21 protein-coding genes are annotated in these 18403 nt (G+C 38.3%); all 21 read right to left on the bottom strand.

The genetic code is table 11. The annotated features are described in order from the left end of the window. Positions 1–11: 11 nt before the first annotated feature. The 21 genes from MHI40_RS03285 to MHI40_RS03185 all read right to left on the bottom strand — a co-directional run bounded on the left by MHI40_RS03285 (position 12) and on the right by MHI40_RS03185 (position 18392). Entirely contained in the window at positions 12–677 is a 666-nt protein-coding gene (locus tag MHI40_RS03285; RefSeq protein WP_093538705.1) for a M23 family metallopeptidase, read from the bottom strand. A 31-nt stretch (positions 678–708) separates the two neighbouring features. Beyond that, entirely contained in the window at positions 709–1602 is an 894-nt protein-coding gene (gene spoIID / locus MHI40_RS03280; RefSeq protein WP_340761482.1) for a stage II sporulation protein D, read from the bottom strand. 337 nt (positions 1603–1939) lie between these two features. Continuing rightward, positions 1940–3235 carry a UDP-N-acetylglucosamine 1-carboxyvinyltransferase gene (gene murA, locus MHI40_RS03275; RefSeq protein WP_093538706.1) on the bottom strand — a complete coding sequence of 432 codons (1296 nt, stop codon included), beginning with the start codon at positions 3233–3235 and terminating at the stop codon, positions 1940–1942. Positions 3236–3555: 320 nt separating this feature from the next. Then, positions 3556–3792 carry a DUF1146 family protein gene (locus tag MHI40_RS03270; RefSeq protein WP_093538707.1) on the bottom strand — a complete coding sequence of 79 codons (237 nt, stop codon included), beginning with the start codon at positions 3790–3792 and terminating at the stop codon, positions 3556–3558. A gap of 222 nt (positions 3793–4014) precedes the next feature. Then, on the bottom strand, positions 4015–4419 hold the full coding sequence (locus MHI40_RS03265; RefSeq protein WP_093538708.1) for a F0F1 ATP synthase subunit epsilon: 405 nt from the start codon (positions 4417–4419) through the stop codon (positions 4015–4017). Positions 4420–4443: 24 nt separating this feature from the next. Then, positions 4444–5859: a F0F1 ATP synthase subunit beta gene (gene atpD / locus MHI40_RS03260; RefSeq protein ID WP_093538709.1), complete on the bottom strand. Its 1416-nt coding sequence runs from the start codon at positions 5857–5859 to the stop codon at positions 4444–4446. A gap of 34 nt (positions 5860–5893) precedes the next feature. After that, entirely contained in the window at positions 5894–6754 is an 861-nt protein-coding gene (locus tag MHI40_RS03255; protein ID WP_093538710.1) for a F0F1 ATP synthase subunit gamma, read from the bottom strand. A 44-nt stretch (positions 6755–6798) separates the two neighbouring features. Then, positions 6799–8307, bottom strand: coding sequence for a F0F1 ATP synthase subunit alpha (gene atpA, locus MHI40_RS03250; protein ID WP_093538711.1), 1509 nt, complete (start codon positions 8305–8307; stop codon positions 6799–6801). Positions 8308–8334: 27 nt separating this feature from the next. Beyond that, on the bottom strand, positions 8335–8871 hold the full coding sequence (locus MHI40_RS03245; protein ID WP_093538712.1) for a F0F1 ATP synthase subunit delta: 537 nt from the start codon (positions 8869–8871) through the stop codon (positions 8335–8337). Further along, positions 8868–9392, bottom strand: coding sequence for a F0F1 ATP synthase subunit B (atpF, locus tag MHI40_RS03240; protein WP_093538713.1), 525 nt, complete (start codon positions 9390–9392; stop codon positions 8868–8870). Before atpF ends, MHI40_RS03245 begins: the two co-directional genes overlap by 4 nt. A gap of 145 nt (positions 9393–9537) precedes the next feature. Beyond that, a complete protein-coding gene (gene atpE / locus MHI40_RS03235; protein ID WP_093538714.1) occupies positions 9538–9762 on the bottom strand; it encodes a F0F1 ATP synthase subunit C in 225 nt (74 codons plus the stop codon). Positions 9763–9824: 62 nt separating this feature from the next. Continuing rightward, positions 9825–10538: a F0F1 ATP synthase subunit A gene (gene atpB / locus MHI40_RS03230; protein ID WP_093538715.1), complete on the bottom strand. Its 714-nt coding sequence runs from the start codon at positions 10536–10538 to the stop codon at positions 9825–9827. A gap of 26 nt (positions 10539–10564) precedes the next feature. Further along, a complete protein-coding gene (locus MHI40_RS03225) occupies positions 10565–10939 on the bottom strand; it encodes an ATP synthase subunit I (RefSeq protein WP_093538716.1) in 375 nt (124 codons plus the stop codon). Positions 10940–11389: 450 nt separating this feature from the next. After that, positions 11390–12019 (bottom strand): uracil phosphoribosyltransferase, encoded by a 630-nt coding sequence (upp, locus tag MHI40_RS03220; RefSeq protein WP_093538717.1) that lies wholly within the window; start codon positions 12017–12019, stop codon positions 11390–11392. Between the two features lie 488 nt (positions 12020–12507). After that, complete coding sequence (gene glyA / locus MHI40_RS03215; RefSeq protein ID WP_340761480.1) at positions 12508–13767, bottom strand: serine hydroxymethyltransferase; 1260 nt, start codon at positions 13765–13767, stop codon at positions 12508–12510. Then, the gene (locus MHI40_RS03210; protein ID WP_340761479.1) at positions 13764–14309 is read right to left on the bottom strand and encodes a TIGR01440 family protein; all 546 of its coding nucleotides are present in this window, start codon (positions 14307–14309) and stop codon (positions 13764–13766) included. The genes glyA and MHI40_RS03210 overlap by 4 nt, the downstream gene beginning before the upstream one ends. A 15-nt stretch (positions 14310–14324) precedes the next feature. After that, entirely contained in the window at positions 14325–14765 is a 441-nt protein-coding gene (gene rpiB, locus MHI40_RS03205) for a ribose 5-phosphate isomerase B (protein ID WP_093538720.1), read from the bottom strand. Positions 14766–14989: 224 nt separating this feature from the next. After that, positions 14990–16294 carry a methyl-accepting chemotaxis protein gene (locus MHI40_RS03200; RefSeq protein ID WP_340761478.1) on the bottom strand — a complete coding sequence of 435 codons (1305 nt, stop codon included), beginning with the start codon at positions 16292–16294 and terminating at the stop codon, positions 14990–14992. After that, complete coding sequence (locus MHI40_RS03195; RefSeq protein WP_340761477.1) at positions 16291–16737, bottom strand: low molecular weight protein arginine phosphatase; 447 nt, start codon at positions 16735–16737, stop codon at positions 16291–16293. Before MHI40_RS03195 ends, MHI40_RS03200 begins: the two co-directional genes overlap by 4 nt. A gap of 59 nt (positions 16738–16796) precedes the next feature. Then, the gene (locus MHI40_RS03190; protein ID WP_093538723.1) at positions 16797–17300 is read right to left on the bottom strand and encodes a manganese efflux pump; all 504 of its coding nucleotides are present in this window, start codon (positions 17298–17300) and stop codon (positions 16797–16799) included. Between the two features lie 63 nt (positions 17301–17363). Then, positions 17364–18392 carry an L-threonylcarbamoyladenylate synthase gene (locus tag MHI40_RS03185; protein ID WP_340761475.1) on the bottom strand — a complete coding sequence of 343 codons (1029 nt, stop codon included), beginning with the start codon at positions 18390–18392 and terminating at the stop codon, positions 17364–17366. Positions 18393–18403 lie beyond the last annotated feature (11 nt).

The raw sequence follows: 18403 nt of genomic DNA, 5'->3' as shown, positions 1-18403 counted from the left end.
GTTATTATGAATTAAAATGCTAGCAAGGTCTCTGGATTTACTAAAACACCATCTTGCAGTACTTCAAATTGTAAATGAACTCCAGCTGTTGGGTTCCATTCATTCTCTGTAGCCGTTGCAAGTGAGTCTCCTTGTTCTACCACGTCTCCAACTTTTACTAGAATACCAGTGACTGAGCGATATTTGGTTACCATACCATTTGCATGTGACAAGACGATTTCATCCCCAACAAATGGATCTAAATTGACTGCTTCTACTTTTCCACTCATTGCTGCAACTACTTCAAACGGTTCACTATTCATAGTTAGAGATACGCCTGTATTCATTACATAACTATGATCGAATACGAGTATCGACTTTTCTCGAGTCGACTCATCCGCTTCCATATCGTAAAAATGCTGTACGATTTCCACGTTATCTAGCAGAGTCTCTTTAAAAGGGTATTTCATCGATTCTGCTTGGGCATTTGTTTCAATCGTTACTGAGTTGGGGTCCTTACTTGCATCTGTCCATTCTGAGTCTTTTACAGAATCATCGCTGACGTACACATTATAGCCCCAAATCATACCTACAAAAGCTACCGAAAAACCTGCATAAATCAGTGGCCAAAACCATGGCTTTTTCGGGGTATTATTGTTCTTCTTCTGAGAAGTATTGTTCTTTTGTTCTTCTCTCATTTTCATCACCTCTATTTGCATTGTTTGCAAATCAAGGAGATTTTAAACATGGTGAGAATTTTTTTATTTCTGTACCCTTGTAATAATGAAGTAAAATGTCTGCTGCCAATACAGAATCGTTAGCAAGCACTTCCGCACCGTACTGACTCATCCCCACGCCGTGTCCATATCCAACCGTGTCAACTATTACTTTATCAGACTGAAAAGTTACGGTGAAGTCAGTAGAGGGTAGTCCTAAAAGTGTTCGAACTTCACGGCCTGTCCATGTCTTACCATTCATCTGAACAGATTCTACCCGGTCCGTATCCGTTTTTGTTATTTTAAAAGTTTTAGGTATATTTGCCGTCCATTTCATATTAAAAGTTTTTGACCATTCTCCAAGGGTAAATTCAAATTGCTTTGTTCTATTTAGAGCATATAGTTCCTCCGATTCACTCGGAACAGAGACTAAGTAAGGAATAGAATTACCACTATAATTTTCTGCACTTTCTGTTTGACCGTTGCTAGAAGAGAAGAACATCGCAGTAATTAGTTGGTCTTTATAGACAATAATTTCTCCCTCTGTGGCAGCGATGACCTTTTTAAGTTTGTCCTCATATTGTTGGAAGGACTCCCCCCACTTTTTCTTCCGATCTTCCTCACTAACGTACACTTGCTTTAATACAGTTTTGTCTATTGGTTTTTGACCATATTTCGTATCTCTTAATACATATGTCCTTGCTGCTATAGATTGTGCTTTTAATGCCTCTTCATGAAACGTAACAGGCATTTCAGCTGCCACTACTCCAAGAACATAAGTTTCTAAAGGAATCTTCTCCTTAACCCCTTTCACTTCGATTAGTATTGGACAAGCAATTTCGAGTTCCGATGTTGGCGGTGGTACCGTTTCTTCTTGCGGTTTTTCTTTTATTAATAAAAACGGCAAAAACAGGAGGGCTATGCATAGGATTATAAAGAGTATGTTTTGTTTCATAGAGTTACTATATGCACATATTAAGAGACTGATGATTAGATTAGAAGATAATCTATATAAGAGGATGTTAAGTTCTATAAATATATACTTCCTCTTAGGGGTCATTACTTGCGAAACGATCATTCTTTAAAACCTGGATTTATCAATGCGGAGTTTAGTTTTAATCTCTCTGTCCTTTGGATAGGAGATTTATTATCTTACTCGCGGACATTGGTGGGACTCATCCACGCTGTTTTTTTCACTAAAAAGCACTTTACATGTATAGATGTAAAGTGCTTTTCATATAGTATTATACTAATTGTACGGCTTTCTCTGACGATTCGCTACCGATACGTTCGATATCTGCACCTAATGCCGCTAATTTTTTATCAAAATCGACATATCCTCTATCGAGGTGATACAGCTCTGTAACGCGTGTAATTCCTTCAGCCACTAATCCTGCAATAATAAGTGCTGCTGCCGCTCTAAGGTCGGTTGCTGCAACTTCTGCGCCTTGTAGGTCAGATGGGGACTCCATTATGACAGAACGGCCTTCGATCTTCATGTTACCATTCATTCTGCGGAACTCTTCCACATGCATGAAACGATTTTCGAATACGGTTTCTGTAATGATGCCAGTTCCGTGAGCAGTCATCATTAATGCCATCATTTGAGATTGCATATCTGTTGGGAAACCAGGATGTGGCATCGTTTTGATGTCAACTGACTTAAGATCTCCTCCAGAACTTACACGAAGACCATGGTCCTCTTCGGTAATTTCAATGCCCATTTCTTGCATTTTAGATATAAGTGCTGTCATATGTTCAGGTACTGCATTTTCAATAAGGACATTGCCTTTAGTAATAGCTGCAGCTACCATAAATGTTCCAGCTTCAATTCGATCCGGAATAATATGGTGCTCAGTGCCGTGTAATTCTTCTACTCCTTCAATTCGAATAGTGTCGGTTCCTGCACCTTTTACCGAACCGCCCATCTCATTGATGAAGTTAGCTAAATCGACAATTTCCGGTTCTTTAGCAGCATTTTCGATAATTGTTGTACCTTCTGCTAATGCTGCAGCGGTCATAATATTTTCAGTAGCACCTACGCTTGGAACATCTAAATAAATTTTAGCACCTTGTAGGCGTCCCTTAGTAGTTGCTTCAACAAAACCATGTCCAAAGGAAATTACCGCACCCATTGCTTCAAAACCTTTTAAATGCTGATCAATCGGACGTGATCCAATTGCACAACCTCCTGGAAGAGCTACACGAGCAAAACCATTTCGCGCTAAAATTGGACCCATAACAAGTATAGATGCGCGCATTTTACGTACATACTCGAATTGGGCTTCACTAGATAACTTTTCTTGAGAATCAATTATTACTTCATTTTTTTCAGGATTATAAATTACTTCTGTATTTAAACTTTTCAGTACTTCATTAATAGTCAAAACATCTGCAAGTGTCGGTACATCTTTAATAACATTTTTGCCTTTAGTAGCTAGTAGAGCTGCAGCTAGTACTGGTAGTACAGCATTCTTTGCACCTTCTACACGTACCTTCCCGTTTAACGTTTGGCCGCCTTTAACAACAATTTTGTCCACTACTTTCCCTCCGCGTTCATTATCCATTTGCTTTATATAAAAGAATACGTATGATGTCATTTTTTAGGTATTCAAAACAATATTCATCATACAACGTAATTCGACTACATACAAGCATCTAAAACACTATTTTTGAGCTTTTCGATTATTTTTCTTGTTCTATTATACGTATTACCCAGCCATTTCGTGTAGATAATTTTAAAATACCCATAGGGTAAGCTAGTAAACCTATCTCAACAAAAAATTTCCCAGGAAATACGTGCAGATTCTACATGCTCATACAAACTTTTCCATAATTTGCATGAGCATATAGGATCTGTTTAGTCAAACAAAAATGGAAGCTGGTTTGACCAATTTGTCAGATTCAAGAAAAAATTTGCGACGATGGAGCCAATCACAATACTTGCTAAAATATAAAATAGTTGGGCTTGAAACACCCGATTTTTCTTTATTATCTTGTCCATCATTAATGCCTGTAACGCATAGAAAGATATTCCAATAAAAAAGACATTAGCAAGTATTGCGATTAGTGCTTGTTCACTACTTAATAATCCCATTTATATTCCTCCTATTTTAGGCAATAGTAAAAAAAAGCAGACAGAAAGAATTCTGCCCGCTTTATTTTAAATCAAATACGCCTAGGCTATTAGATCACAATTATATAGAGTTGTTAGCCTACAAGTGTAAGCTAACAATCTTTCATCGAGCTACTTTAGCAAGATAAATATAATCTGTGGCTACCGCCAGAGACTTTAAAGTTATTCCATAAAGAAATAAACTTAAAAATTACCCTCATGAACGTTGATACGATTCATCGCACGTTTCAATGCAAGCTCAGCACGGCTATGATCGACCGAGTCTTGTTTACTTTGAATACGTTCTTCTGCACGTTTCATCGCTTCTTTAGCACGAGCTAAATCGATACTTGAAGCAACCTCAGCAGATGTTGCTAAGATCGATACCTTTTCAGGTCGAACTTCTACAAATCCACTGCTTACTGCTACGTACTCTGTTTTTGCCTCTTTTTTCAATTTTATTGCACCTACTACAAGTGGTGCAACCATTGGAATATGGCCAGGTAAAATACCGATTTCACCAGATGCTGTTTTTGCGATAATCATGTCTACTTCAGAATCGTATACCGGGCCGTCGGGAGTGACAATATTGACTGTAAGTGTCTTCATATTTTTACCTCCTGGTCCGATTTATTATACTTCTACGCCCATGCTTTTCGCTTTTTCTATAACTTCTTCAATGCGTCCAACTAAACGGAATGCATCTTCTGGTAAATGATCATATTTTCCTTCAAGAATTTGTTTGAATCCTTCAACAGTTTCTTTAACTGGAACATATGAACCTTTTTGACCTGTAAATTGTTCTGCAACATGGAAGTTTTGAGATAGGTAGAACTGAATACGACGAGCACGGTTAACTACTTGCTTGTCTTCATCACCTAATTCATCCATACCTAAGATTGCGATAATGTCTTGAAGCTCTCTATAGCGTTGTAAAGTATATTGCACTTGACGTGCTACTTCATAATGCTCTGGACCTACGACTTCCGGAGAAAGCGCACGTGAAGAAGAAGCTAAAGGATCTACCGCTGGGTAAATACCCATCTCAGATAATTTACGTTCTAAGTTTGTAGTCGCATCTAAGTGAGCGAAAGTTGTTGCAGGAGCTGGATCCGTATAGTCATCGGCTGGTACATAAATCGCTTGGATAGATGTAACTGAACCAGTATTTGTTGACGTGATACGCTCTTGTAATTGACCCATTTCAGTTGCAAGTGTTGGTTGGTAACCAGCAGCAGAAGGCATACGACCTAATAGTGCTGAAACCTCAGAACCTGCTTGAGTGAAACGGAAGATATTATCGATGAAAAGAAGTACGTCTGCACCTTGTTCATCACGGAAGTATTCTGCCATTGTAAGACCAGTTAAAGCAACACGCATACGTGCGCCAGGTGGCTCATTCATTTGACCGAATACCATTGCTGTTTTCTTAATAACGCCTGAATCGCTCATCTCGTGGAATAAGTCATTTCCTTCACGCGTACGCTCTCCAACACCAGCGAATACAGAAATACCGCCATGCTCTTGAGCAATATTATTAATAAGTTCTTGAATAAGAACAGTTTTACCTACTCCGGCACCACCGAATAGACCGATTTTACCACCTTTAATATAAGGAGCTAGTAGATCTACTACTTTGATACCTGTTTCAAGAATCTCAACTTCTGTTGAAAGGTTTTCAAATGTTGGCGCTTGACGGTGGATTGGATCACGACGATCTTCCACTGGAATTTCTTCTCCTAAGTCAATAACCTCACCAAGCACGTTGAATACACGTCCTAATGTTATATTACCAACTGGAACAGAAATTGCTGCACCAGCATCGAATACCTCTGTACCACGCTTAAGGCCGTCCGTAGATGACATTGCAATAGTACGAACAGAGTCATCTCCTAAGTGTAACGCTACTTCTAATGTTAAAGTTGTAGGCGCTTGGTTTGGACGTTCAATCGCTACAGTTAGTGCATTATAGATAGCTGGTAAATGGCCATTGTCAAACTTAACGTCGACAACTGGACCCATTACTTGTAGTACTTGTCCTTTGTTCACTACTGTTCCCTCCTGTCTTACTTTCTATCTTAAACTATTCTAAAGCCGAAGCTCCGCCGACGATTTCCGTAATTTCTTGCGTAATCGCTGCTTGACGTGCACGGTTATATACTAATGTTAAACTGCTGATCATATCAGCTGCATTGTCTGTCGCGGATTTCATCGCAGACATACGAGAAGCATGCTCACTGGCTTTACCATCGAGTAATGCACCGAAAATCAGGCTTTCCGCATATTGTGGAAGTAATACTTCTAGAATTGCTTCAGGTGAAGGCTCAAATTCATAAGAAGCAGTTGCGCCTGTTTCTACTGCAATATCCGTAAGTGGCAGTACCTTTTTCTCTGTTACTTCACTAGAGATGGCACTGACAAAGTGGTTATAGTACATATAAAGTTCATCATATGTACCATCCGTGAACATACCAACAGCTTTGCGAGCAACTTCTTTAATATCAGCAAAAGCAGGTTGGTCTGGTAAGCCGACTACTTCCCCAATTACGTTTGAACCACGTTTTAGGAAGAAGTCACGTCCCATACGACCAATTGCAAAGATTACATACTCTTCACTCGAAGAATGCCTTTCTGCTATGGCATTAGCTACAGCACGAATAACATTACTGTTATAAGCTCCGGCTAATCCACGATCAGCAGTTATGACAAGATATGCAGTCTTTTTAACAGGACGGGAAGTTAACATTGGATGTCCACTATCACTAGTACCTGATGCAATTGCTCCAACTACTTCTTGAATTTTCGACATGTAAGGAACATATGCTTTCGCATTTTCCTCCGCACGGTTCAATTTAGAAGCAGAAACCATTTGCATAGCTTTTGTTATCTGACTTGTTTTCTTTGTAGATGTAATTTTACTTTTTATGTCGCGTAATGATGCCACTGGTATTTCACCACCTTTTTGTTTTTTTCACTTAGACAAAGAAATTATTCAGATTTAGCGAAAGTTTTTTTGAATGCAGAAATTGCATTGTTCATATCTTCATCTGATGGAAGGTCTTTTGTCGTGCGAATATGATCTAAAACGTTTGTGTGGTTTGAATCTAACCAAGTTCCAAGTTCCGCTTCAAAACGAGTAATATCTTTTACTGGAATATCATCTAAATGGCCACGTGTTAGAGCATATAAAATCATAACTTGTTTTTCCACTTTAATCGGGCTATTCAAGTCTTGTTTTAATACTTCTACTGTACGCACACCACGGTTAAGTTTTGCTTGAGTTGCAGAGTCAAGATCTGATCCAAATTGAGAGAATGCTTCTAGCTCACGGAATGCTGCTAAGTCAAGACGTAGAGTTCCCGCAACTTTTTTCATTGCCTTAATTTGTGCTGATCCACCTACACGAGATACAGATAATCCGGCATTAATCGCTGGACGTACACCCGAGAAGAATAAATCAGATTGTAAGAAGATTTGACCATCTGTAATAGAAATTACGTTTGTTGGAATATAAGCAGAGATATCTCCAGCTTGTGTTTCAACGAATGGTAATGCAGTAATTGAACCTGAACCAAGTGTTTCATTTAACTTCGCAGCACGCTCTAAAAGACGGCTGTGTAAGTAGAATACATCCCCTGGATACGCTTCACGGCCTGGAGGACGACGAAGAAGTAATGAAAGTTCACGGTATGCAGCAGCTTGTTTAGATAAATCATCATAAACGATTAATACGTGCTTACCATCGAACATAAATTCTTCTGCCATAGTTACACCAGCATAAGGAGCTAAGTATAGTAATGGTGAAGGTTGTGATGCAGATGCAGTTACAACGATAGTGTATTCTAAAGCACCGTTTTTACGAAGTGTTTCTACTACGTTACGTACAGTCGATTCCTTTTGTCCAATAGCCACATAGATACAAATCATATCTTGGTCTGCTTGGTTTAGGATTGCATCGATTGCAACAGATGTTTTACCTGTTTGACGATCACCAATGATTAACTCACGTTGTCCACGTCCGATTGGTACAAGTGCATCAATCGCTTTGATACCTGTTTGAAGTGGCTCATGTACAGACTTACGTGCCATAACCCCTTGTGCAGGACTTTCAATTGGACGAGATTTTGTAGTTGCGATAGGACCTAGTCCATCAACTGGTTGGCCAAGTGGATTTACAACGCGACCAATCAATTCTTTACCAACTGGAACTTCCATAATACGGCCTGTTCGACGTACTTCATCGCCTTCTTTGATGTCAGTGTATGGTCCAAGGATAACGATACCAACATTGTTGGCTTCCAAGTTTTGTGCCATACCTAAAACACCAGTTGAGAACTCTAAAAGTTCTCCAGCCATGACATTGTCGAGGCCATGAGCACGAGCGATACCGTCACCAATCGTGATAACCGTACCGACGTCGCTAACTTTCATCTCAGATTCGTAATTCTCAATCTGCTGCTTAATCAAGACACTGATTTCTTCAGCTTTGATGCTCATGTATGTCACCTCTCATAATTCATAATATTAACCGATCAAGTTACGTTTTAAGCGATCTAATTTTGTGCTTAGAGTGCTATCGTAAATGCGGTTTCCGATTTGAACACGTATACCACCAATAATAGATGGATCTACGATGTTTTGAATATTTAAAGATTGTTTACCAACGTTTTTAGCAAATGCAGTAGATACGTTTGCACGTTCTTCTTCTGTAAGTGCACGTGTAGTATATACTTTCGCTTCCGCAACACCTTGTGCTTCATTCGAAAGAATCATAAATTCAGAAATAATGTCGGATACTTCTGCTAATCTCTTCTTATCAATTAACACTAAAAGTGTATTAATAACAATTGGGTTCGCATTTGTAAAGATTTGACGAATTAACTCTTTTTTCTTGTCTAGAGATAACTTTGGAGACGTAAATAAAGTTTTCACATCTTTGTTGCCATTCCAAACAACTTTAAGTTCACGTAAATCATTTTCGACTGCTTGTACTACATTTTTTTGTGTTGCTAGCTCGAACAAAGAGATTGCGTAACGCTTAGCTACAGTTGAATTACTCACTTAACTTCGCCTGCCTTCGCAATCGTTGCCTCGATTAGCGCACGATTATCTTCTTCCGAAACTTCTTTTTCAAGAACTTTCGACGCTGCAAGTACTGAAAGTGAAACTACTTCTTCTCGTACCGCTGCAATCGCTCTTTCTTTTTCTGTATCAATTTCACGGATAGCAGATTCTTTCAAACGGATAGCTTCAGAACGAGCAGTTGTGATAATTTCCTCACGAGATGCATCGCCTTGCTTTTTCGCATTTTCTACAATCGCTAATGCTTCCGTACGTGCTTCTTTAAGTAAGTCACGTTGTTCTTCAAGTAAACGCTGAGATTCCCCGCGGCTATTTTCAGCTGCTGCGATTTCACTTGCGATTAACTCTTCACGTTGAGTCATAATCCCCATAAGTGGACCCCAAGCTACTTTCTTCAATAGAGCCATAAGTAAGATGAAGAAGAATAATGTAGCTAAAATATCCCAAATATTCAACCCATCATGGCCACTAGCACCAAGTACAAGGTAATCAAAAGACACGATTGTTTCACTCCTTTCAAACGCTATTAAGAGATCTTGCTTCTATTATTTAATAGTAATCATTGTTTTCTAGTTCATATGTTGTGTTACTCATAAAGAGAATGGCGGATGTAAAACCCGCCATCATAGATTTTTTAAGTTAATACTATTGGTTTAATACGATGAAAGCGATAACTGCTGCGATAATTGGAATCGCCTCAACTAATGCTACCCCGATGAACATAACTGTTTGTAAAGCTCCACGTGCTTCTGGTTGACGAGCGATACCTTCTACTGTTTTTGAAACGATTAATCCGTTACCAATACCTGCACCAAGTGCACCTAAACCGATTGCTATAGCTGCTGCTAATAATCCTACTGAACCTGTCATTGTTTATTTCCTCCTTGGAATGTTGTTTTTATTTTTTCTGTTTAAGAATCTAAACAGTTATATTAATGGTCTGCTGACACTTTATGTGACATATAAACCATTGTTAACATAACGAAAATGAATGCTTGGATACCGCCTATAAATAGGGAGAATCCTTGCCATGCCATTGCTGGAATAATTGCTCCAACAAAGCCAAATACTGAGGACGTTGCTAAACCTGCGATTAGTCCTAAAAGAACCTCACCTGCATAGATATTACCGTAAAGACGTAGACCAAGTGTCAACGTATTTGCGAATTCCTCGATAATTTTTAATGGGAATAAGAACGGCATTGGCTTTAAGTATGTATCTACTGCATAGCCCTTCATACCTTTTGCCTTTATTCCGTAATAGTGCGTTAAAATGATAACCATCACTGCAAGTGTCATGGTAATTGTCGGATCCGCAGTTGGGGATTTCCACCAAAGAACTCCATCATATGATATCGAGAATGGAAGACCTAGTACGTTCGCTACTGCGATAAACATAAGAAAAGTTATTCCAAGAACATGGAATCGTCCGCCTGTTTGCCAGTCGAAGTTACTTTTAATGATCCCTTTCACAAAGTCCATTATCCACTCCATGAAGTTTTGCATACCTGTTGGCTTCATCTTTAGATTTCTTGTCGCAATAAATGCGATTAAAAATACGATGAGTGTTGTAACCGCAAGCATTAAAATGTTTGACCAGTTACCGTACATCCCAAAAAGTTCAAATGTGGGATTTGCATGTTCCACGATTAATTCACCTCTCTTTCACATTCTCATTGCTGATTTTTTACATGAAACATAATACGTTCTACTACTAGCAGAACATAGGGAATCATTAATCCGATAACTGTACCGATAAGATGGAAGTACTCTGGAAGAGCAATTGCAATTGCTACAGCTGCAACACCGGACGCAAATCTGAATGTTGTACCTAAACCTGCTCGTCCTTTTCCACTTTCAAGCACACGATCAAATTTCTCCATTCTACGGACTAGAATCCAGAAATTATACAGACCAAATAAAGAACCAAGTGCCAAGCCTGCAAAAATTGTCGAATAAGGTGTAAAACCCCAACCTAGCGCACAAGCTGCGAGCAAAAAATATATGTACTTTTTTTGCCGCGTAAATATACGTTGCATTTCTAGCATTGATCTTTAATCTCCTGAATCATATTTTCGAATGGTCGTAATTACCCCAAACATGCTACTGTAGAGTAAACAAAAGGGTAAGTACTGATAATACTGGAGTGGTTCTAATATTTCGTCCATTCATATCCCTATGAAGGAGTTGAACCGTTAAGCTGTGAGAGAATCGCAAAAATATAACGCTTCCCCTTTAAAAGGACGTCAGTTACGACGTAAAAAGAATCCTCACATTTTTTCCTTATTAAGTAAAAACTGTGAATCTAGTAGAAAGTTAACCTTACAAGTGTTTCAAGCATGAAACCCCTATCATGATTATCCTTTGTAAGCATACAATAGGGGCAAAATGATGTCAATTGCTTATAGTGAAAAACTTAAGACAGTGATACTTTCCGACATTTTATTGACAAATTTAGAATCTACAATAAACTTTTATTGTTATTAATTATGAAATTATTATTTTGTGCCAAACAACCGGTCTCCAGCATCACCTAATCCAGGAACAATATATCCATGATCATTTAACTTTTCATCCAAAGCGGCAATATAAATGTCTACGTCCGGATGTGCCTGTTGAAGAGCCTCTACTCCTTCAGGTGCTGCGATTAAACACATGAACTTAATGCTTGTCGCTCCGCGTGATTTCAGTGAGTTTACCGCTTCAATCGCTGAACCACCTGTAGCTAGCATAGGATCTACTAATATAAAATCACGTTCTGCAACATCTGCAGGTAATTTCACGTAATATTCAACCGGCTTCAATGTTTGTGGGTCGCGGTAAAGTCCGATATGCCCTACTTTTGCAGCAGGTATTAACTTTAGAATTCCATCAACCATTCCAATTCCAGCACGTAAAATAGGAACTATTCCTAATTTTTTTCCTGCAAGAATTTTAGATTTTGTTAGTTGAACTGGAGTTTCTACTTCTGTTTCCTCCAATGGCATTTCACGTGTAATTTCAAACGCCATAAGTGTAGCTACTTCATCCACTAATTCACGAAACTCTTTTGTGCCTGTTTTTACATCGCGAATATATGTAAGTTTGTGTTGAATAAGAGGGTGGTCAAATACAAATACTTTCGGCATACTAGCAGCATCTCCTTTTATTTTATTTAAATTCTACTAATTATAACAAAAAACACGGGATACAAACAGTAATCCTACGTTTTTAATATTGCGTCTATTTGATTTAAGGACATAGGTATGAAAAAATAGAATCCTTGGCCAACCGGACAATTTTAATCATTCAGTATTTCCACCTGTTCTATAGTCTCTATTCCTTCTGCACCACGATTAAGTTTAGGTTTTTAGCGAGTAGTTTAGCGTTTGGACAATTGTTTTAGAAATAGAATTATGAATCTCTTGGATAAAGCTTCTGTCCATTTTCATTTCGCTATCAATAACTTATGTAAATAATTTATAGAGAGAGATTAAAACTGTGGATTAGTAAATAAAATTGGATTTTTGCTTCACAAGGATTCGTGATGATAAAACGAAGTACATGTTAGAGTTTTTGTGTTCAAAATTAAAGCCAGCTACTAATAATTACGTAGCTGGCTTTAATGCTTATTAGGTTATTCGTATAATGGGAAGTTACTCGTTAAAGTTGCAACTCTTTCTTTTGCTTCTTTTAATACTTCTGCATCCTCATTATTTTTTAATAGTTTAGCAATGATAGATGCAATTTCTTTCATCTCTGCTTCTTTAAATCCACGCGATGTCACAGCTGGTGTACCAATGCGGACACCGGATGTGATGAACGGACTTGCCGTATCAAATGGAATTGTGTTTTTGTTTACTGTAATTCCAACTTCATCAAGGACATGTTCCGCTACTTTACCCGTTAGGCCAAGAGCAGATACATCTAATAACATGACGTGATTATCGGAACCACCAGAAACAATACGGATTCCTTCTTCTGTTAAACTTTCTGCCAATGCTTTTGAATTGGCAATGACTTGTGCTTGATACTCTTTAAATTCAGGTTTTTGCGCTTCGCCAAATGCAACAGCTTTTGCTGCGATTACGTGCATTAATGGGCCACCTTGAATTCCTGGGAAAATTGTTTTATCAATTTTCTTTGCAAACTCTTCTGTAGTTAAGATTAAGCCACCACGTGGTCCACGTAATGTTTTATGTGTTGTAGATGTTACGAAATGTGCATGGGGTACTGGGTTTGGATGAAGGCCAGCAGCTACTAAACCTGCAATATGTGCCATATCTACAAATAAGTATGCGCCCACTTCATCTGCAATTTCACGGAATTTAGCGAAGTCAATAGTACGTGAATACGCACTTGCTCCAGCAACGATCATTTTCGGCTTGTGCTCTAGTGCAATTCCACGAACTTCTTCATAATCGATTAGTTCCGTTTCTTTGTTAACACCGTACTCGATGAAATTATATTGAATACCACTAAAATTGACAGGAGAACCATGAGTTAGATGCCCACCATGGGATAAATTCATCCCTAAGATCTTGTCACCTGGTTGCAATGCAGTCATGTACACTGCCATATTTGCTTGAGAACCTGAATGTGGTTGTACATTGGCATGTTCTGCACCAAAAATTTCTTTCAAACGATCACGTGCAATATTTTCTACTACATCTACATGCTCACAGCCACCATAGTAACGTTTACCAGGGTAACCTTCTGCATATTTATTGGTTAGGACAGAGCCTTGTGCTTCCATAACCGCCTCTGATACAAAGTTCTCTGATGCGATTAACTCAATATTCGATTGTTGACGCTTTTTCTCTGCTAACATTGCCTCATATACTGCTGGATCTTGTAATAAAATTTTCTCCACTATTCGTTCCTCCTCCAAATTCATCCGTAAAATGCACGTTCTCCACCTATTAGCTTAGGACGTGTTTTCGCAATCAAAACGATTGCTTCCCCAATTTTCTTAATGGACAAGCGAATTGGTACTGCAACAGGTTGAAGTTGCATACCAATCAAGGTTTGTCCTATATCAATGCCTGCATGTGCTTGAACATGCTCGACTACAACAGGGTCACTAAAATGTGTGTACGCATATGCAGACATAGAACCACCTGCACGTACTACTGGAATTACCGATACTTCTGGCAATCTATAATGTAATTGTGTTGCTCTTTCCATTGTAATGGCACGATTAATGTGTTCGCACCCTTGGAAAGCCAAATGTATATTGTTGCGATTTGCAAATGCTCGTAAAGGGGTGAATAAAACCTCAGCTACTTCTAATCCGCCTGCAGTTCCAATTTTCTCACCAATAATTTCTGAGGTCGAACATCCAACGACAAATAAATCATTTTCATGAAACTCAATTTGCTGCTCCACTTCTAAAAGTAGCTGTTCGATTTGTTCTACCCACAAATTCTTTGCTTCCATCAGGAATCCCTTCTTCTATGCATTTTCTATTTCTGTAATTTTTTCTACACGACGTAAATGACGGCCGCCTTCAAAATCTTGTGCAAGCCAAGTCGAAACTATTTCTCTTGCAAGCCCGGCTCCAATAACACGTTCCCCCATTGCGATAATGTTGGAATCATTGTGGTTTCTAGTAGCCTTCGCAGAAAAAACATCATGAACTAATGCACAGCGAATACCTTTTACCTTGTTTGCAGCAATTGACATACCTATACCAGTACCACAGATTAAAATACCACGATCGAAATTACCACTTGCCACACCCTCTGCTACTGGCATAGCAAAGTCCGGAAAGTCAACAGAATCGTTACTTTTCGGCCCAAAATCTTCATAAGATAATCCTAATTCTTCAAGTAGCTGTATTATTTCCTGACGTAGATTATTTCCGCCATGATCGGAAGAAATTGCAATTTTCAACTCGTTCCCTCTTTTCTGTTTTTACTCCATATCATCATACCATTTTTCTATATAAAAAAACACAACTCACGCATAATGAGTTGTGTTTTTTATGCTTAATTTTATTAATTTCTGAAATTTATTTAATTAATCAATGTTTTTTTATTGATTTTTCCTAAAATAACGAACTATTTTTAATTTTAATATCATAATGTTCGTGTTTTATAATCTTGACGATATCAGAATTAGATAGTTTTTCGATCAAATTGTGAGATCACTTTAAATAGCTCTTCTGATTGTTCTTTTAGCCCGTATGAAACTGCTTCTATTTGTTCTATAGAACGAGCTTGTTCATCCGTAGCACTGCGCACCTCTTCTGCTCCTGCAGATGTTTCTTCAGCAATGGCAGCTACTTCTTGTGACTGACGAGCCGTACTTTCTATATTTGTTAATTGTTTTTCCACTAATGATGAAATTTCCACTACCGATTCGGCCATCTCATGAATTTTCGTAGACATTCCTTCAATTGCTTCATTTGTTTCAGAAACTCGTTTAGCCTCTCCAACCGCAAAACTGACTTGGTTCGTCATCTGATGGACAACTGTTTGCACATCTGTTTGTATTGCTAAAATTAGTTTAGAAATACCTTGGACGGCTTTAGCACTTTCATCCGCTAGTTTCCGAACTTCTTCTGCTACAACAGCAAATCCTTTACCATGCTCCCCAGCACGTGCTGCTTCAATAGATGCATTTAACGCAAGTAAATTCGTTTGTGCCGCAATGTCTCCTACCAATTGAATGATGCTTTCTACTTTCCCCGCATTCTCTTCTAATTGATGCACATTTCCAAGTGCTGCTTCACTGCCTGTAGCAATTTTTTGGATCCCGTTTACTAACGATTGAATTACCTCTCTAGTTTGAGATAAACCTATAATCATTTCATTTGATTGTTCGGAAGATTTTTCTGCACGTAGATTAACTTCTGATGCTAGCACTCGAACATCCTCTACTGATTCTGCTGTTTCTTGTACCGCTACGGCAGAGTGCTCAGCTCCTTGTGAGATTTGCGCTATTGTATGAGCGATTGCTTCTGCTTGTTCTGAAGCAGCAGATGATTCTACCGACAGCTGTTGAACCGTTCTATTTGTTTTATCAAAGTTGTCTTCAATACTTTGTACCATTTCTCTTAAGTTTACTAGCATGGACTGAAATGCGATCGCTACCGACTGGATCTCATCTTTCGATTTCGGCACTTCTACATTTATCCCAATTTTTCCCTCTGAAGCTAAAATTGCTACCTTTTCCAAGTTGAATAAAGGCTTGATAATTAACCCACTGAAAAAATAGGCTAAAACACCGGACCAGAATATTCCTAGTGCATAGGTGGCAACCTCAAACCCCCAAGAATTTGTTGCTCCATCAAACAATATTGGTTGTACGAAGCGAATAAATAGAGCACTTGTTGTATATGTAATCAGCGCTAAAATTGTAACAAATAACACAATCTTTTTTTGTAGTCCAAAACTGTGCTTTTTCTTTTTTTCTTTCATCTCATTTCCCCCTGTAGTTTGTTCACTAGTCCATCTGTTAATACTTGTAATTCGTGAAAAGTACTTTCATATGTAAACAAATCTCCCCCGTACGGATCTGATACATCTTTGATATCATCAGGGGTCACAAACTCTTTGTACATATATATTTTAGATATTGCATGAGGGAAACCTAAAATAATTGCATGTTTATGAGAGGCCGTCATTGTTAGGATTAAATCAGCCCAATCGATTAGAGTCTCATCTAAAGAAGTAGATGAGTGCGCAAATGGAATCATTTGTTGTTCTAATACTAATTGACTATTTCTAGATATAGGTCCGCCCTCCGAAGCATAGATGCCGGCTGATCGAACCTGCAACCCATCAATGTTTCGTGATTTTAATAATGCCTCGGCAATTGGACTCCGACAAGTGTTACCCGTACAAACAAACAGAATATTCATAGATCTATTTCCTCATCTCTAGTATATATTAATTAGTCCTATAATTGTGTTGTAAATTGTTAAATATTTCGTAACGTGAGAATACCCATTAACAAAATTAGTACTCCGGCAAATCTTAAAATAAGTGCTCGGTTCATAAAAGTATGTTTGAATATAACCTTTTGCGCTATAAATACAGCGATATACGAAAAGAGGCCAGCACTTAATATAAATACAAACTTTTCTAATTTAAGCATACCAAATGAAACACTAACTGAAAAGGTATCTAGGCTAGCAAAAACTGCGAGTAAATATGGGGACAACAGCGGAACTTGTTTTGGAGATTGAGCTAAAATCATCTGTAATCCTACTAATGATAAAAGAATACCCGATAAATAAGGACTTGCATAAGCCAAATAATTTTGTACAACGACACCTGCATAATAACCGATTAACGGAAAAAGCATATGTAAAGAAGCTACCCATGCAGCAAGTGTAAAAATTTGCTTACGATATACAACCAACGAAAATAAAATAAGTACGTCCACAGACATCAAGGCGCCTGCTAAAATTTCACGCCACAAAAAAATCTCCCCCGTCTATTTGCATACTTAAATGTATGCAAATAGACGAGCGAGAATACAATATTAGCTATAAAACCATTTACCATCCGCCGCTTTTTCTAACCGATTCATAATTGCTGTTCCCACACCTGCTTTTGAGAGAACGGGAACGAGGATTATATCCGCATCTGTTTCATCACAATCTCTTAAAGCCTGATACAGTAAATGTGCTGCATCACTAAGCTGATCTTCTTTTCCTAATGAAAAAAAGTAATCTACGTTTATGCGCTTAAATGATTCACTTGCTATTATTGCTACCTTTTTCTGTTCATTATGTATTTTTTCTACTGCTTCTTTAAGCTTTACTAAAGATGCTTCTATTAAATATACAGGAGAATCAGGAGCGTAATGGGCATATTTCATGCCTGGTGCTCGTGGAGCTTCTTTTTCATCGGTCGGTTGAGCTTCCCCGACTTGCCCAATCACTTTTTCTAGCATTTCCTTCGTTACTCCACCTGGACGAAGAATAGTAGGTAAATCATTTACAAATTCTATTACAGTAGATTCTAAACCTATGCCAGTAGTTCCACCATCTAAAATAAGGGGTATTTTCCCTTCTAAATCATGATGTACATGCACTGCTTTTGTAGGACTTGGTTTCCCACTTTTATTGGCACTTGGAGCAGCAACAGGTTGTTTTAATTGTTTTAATAATTCTAGCGCCACCTTATGCTCTGGCATTCTGACTCCAACCGTTTGCAATCCAGCTGTTACATTTTTTGCCAAGGTATTCGGTCTTAGCGGCAAGATAAGCGTTAGGGGGCCGGGCCAAAATGCATCCATACATACTTCCGCAAGTTTAGGTATATCTTGAGTAAATGCCATCATCTCTTCTTTAGAACCAATATGGACAATAAGCGGATTGTCTTGTGGTCTTCCCTTTGCTTCGAATATTTTAGCTACAGCTTCTTCGTTCGTGGCAATCGCACCTAATCCGTATACTGTTTCTGTTGGAAAAGCTACCACTTCCCCTTTTGTTAATAAATCCACAGCCTGTGTATAACTATCGTTATTTGTTAATAAGTTATCCACATTCTTAATTATCGTTTTCATGTTGTATTTTC

The sequence above is a fragment of the Psychrobacillus sp. FSL H8-0510 genome, assembly GCF_038008345.1.
GTDB lineage: Bacteria > Bacillota > Bacilli > Bacillales_A > Planococcaceae > Psychrobacillus > Psychrobacillus psychrotolerans.
Note: the sequence above shows the minus strand (reverse complement) of the source record. Positions and strands in the feature narration are given on the sequence as shown.

What these genes read in the sequence shown, in the direction of transcription:
- MHI40_RS03285 (WP_093538705.1), bottom strand. Translation starts at nt 677, where the DNA reads ATGAGAGAAGAACAAAAGAACAATACTTCTCAGAAGAAGAACAATAAT.
- MHI40_RS03270 (WP_093538707.1), bottom strand. Translation starts at nt 3,792, where the DNA reads ATGGGATTATTAAGTAGTGAACAAGCACTAATCGCAATACTTGCTAAT.
- MHI40_RS03265 (WP_093538708.1), bottom strand. Translation starts at nt 4,419, where the DNA reads ATGAAGACACTTACAGTCAATATTGTCACTCCCGACGGCCCGGTATAC.
- atpA (WP_093538711.1), bottom strand. Translation starts at nt 8,307, where the DNA reads ATGAGCATCAAAGCTGAAGAAATCAGTGTCTTGATTAAGCAGCAGATT.
- atpE (WP_093538714.1), bottom strand. Translation starts at nt 9,762, where the DNA reads ATGACAGGTTCAGTAGGATTATTAGCAGCAGCTATAGCAATCGGTTTA.
- MHI40_RS03225 (WP_093538716.1), bottom strand. Translation starts at nt 10,939, where the DNA reads ATGCTAGAAATGCAACGTATATTTACGCGGCAAAAAAAGTACATATAT.
- upp (WP_093538717.1), bottom strand. Translation starts at nt 12,019, where the DNA reads ATGCCGAAAGTATTTGTATTTGACCACCCTCTTATTCAACACAAACTT.
- glyA (WP_340761480.1), bottom strand. Translation starts at nt 13,767, where the DNA reads ATGAATTTGGAGGAGGAACGAATAGTGGAGAAAATTTTATTACAAGAT.
- MHI40_RS03210 (WP_340761479.1), bottom strand. Translation starts at nt 14,309, where the DNA reads ATGGAAGCAAAGAATTTGTGGGTAGAACAAATCGAACAGCTACTTTTA.
- MHI40_RS03200 (WP_340761478.1), bottom strand. Translation starts at nt 16,294, where the DNA reads ATGAAAGAAAAAAAGAAAAAGCACAGTTTTGGACTACAAAAAAAGATT.
- MHI40_RS03195 (WP_340761477.1), bottom strand. Translation starts at nt 16,737, where the DNA reads ATGAATATTCTGTTTGTTTGTACGGGTAACACTTGTCGGAGTCCAATT.
- MHI40_RS03185 (WP_340761475.1), bottom strand. Translation starts at nt 18,392, where the DNA reads ATGAAAACGATAATTAAGAATGTGGATAACTTATTAACAAATAACGAT.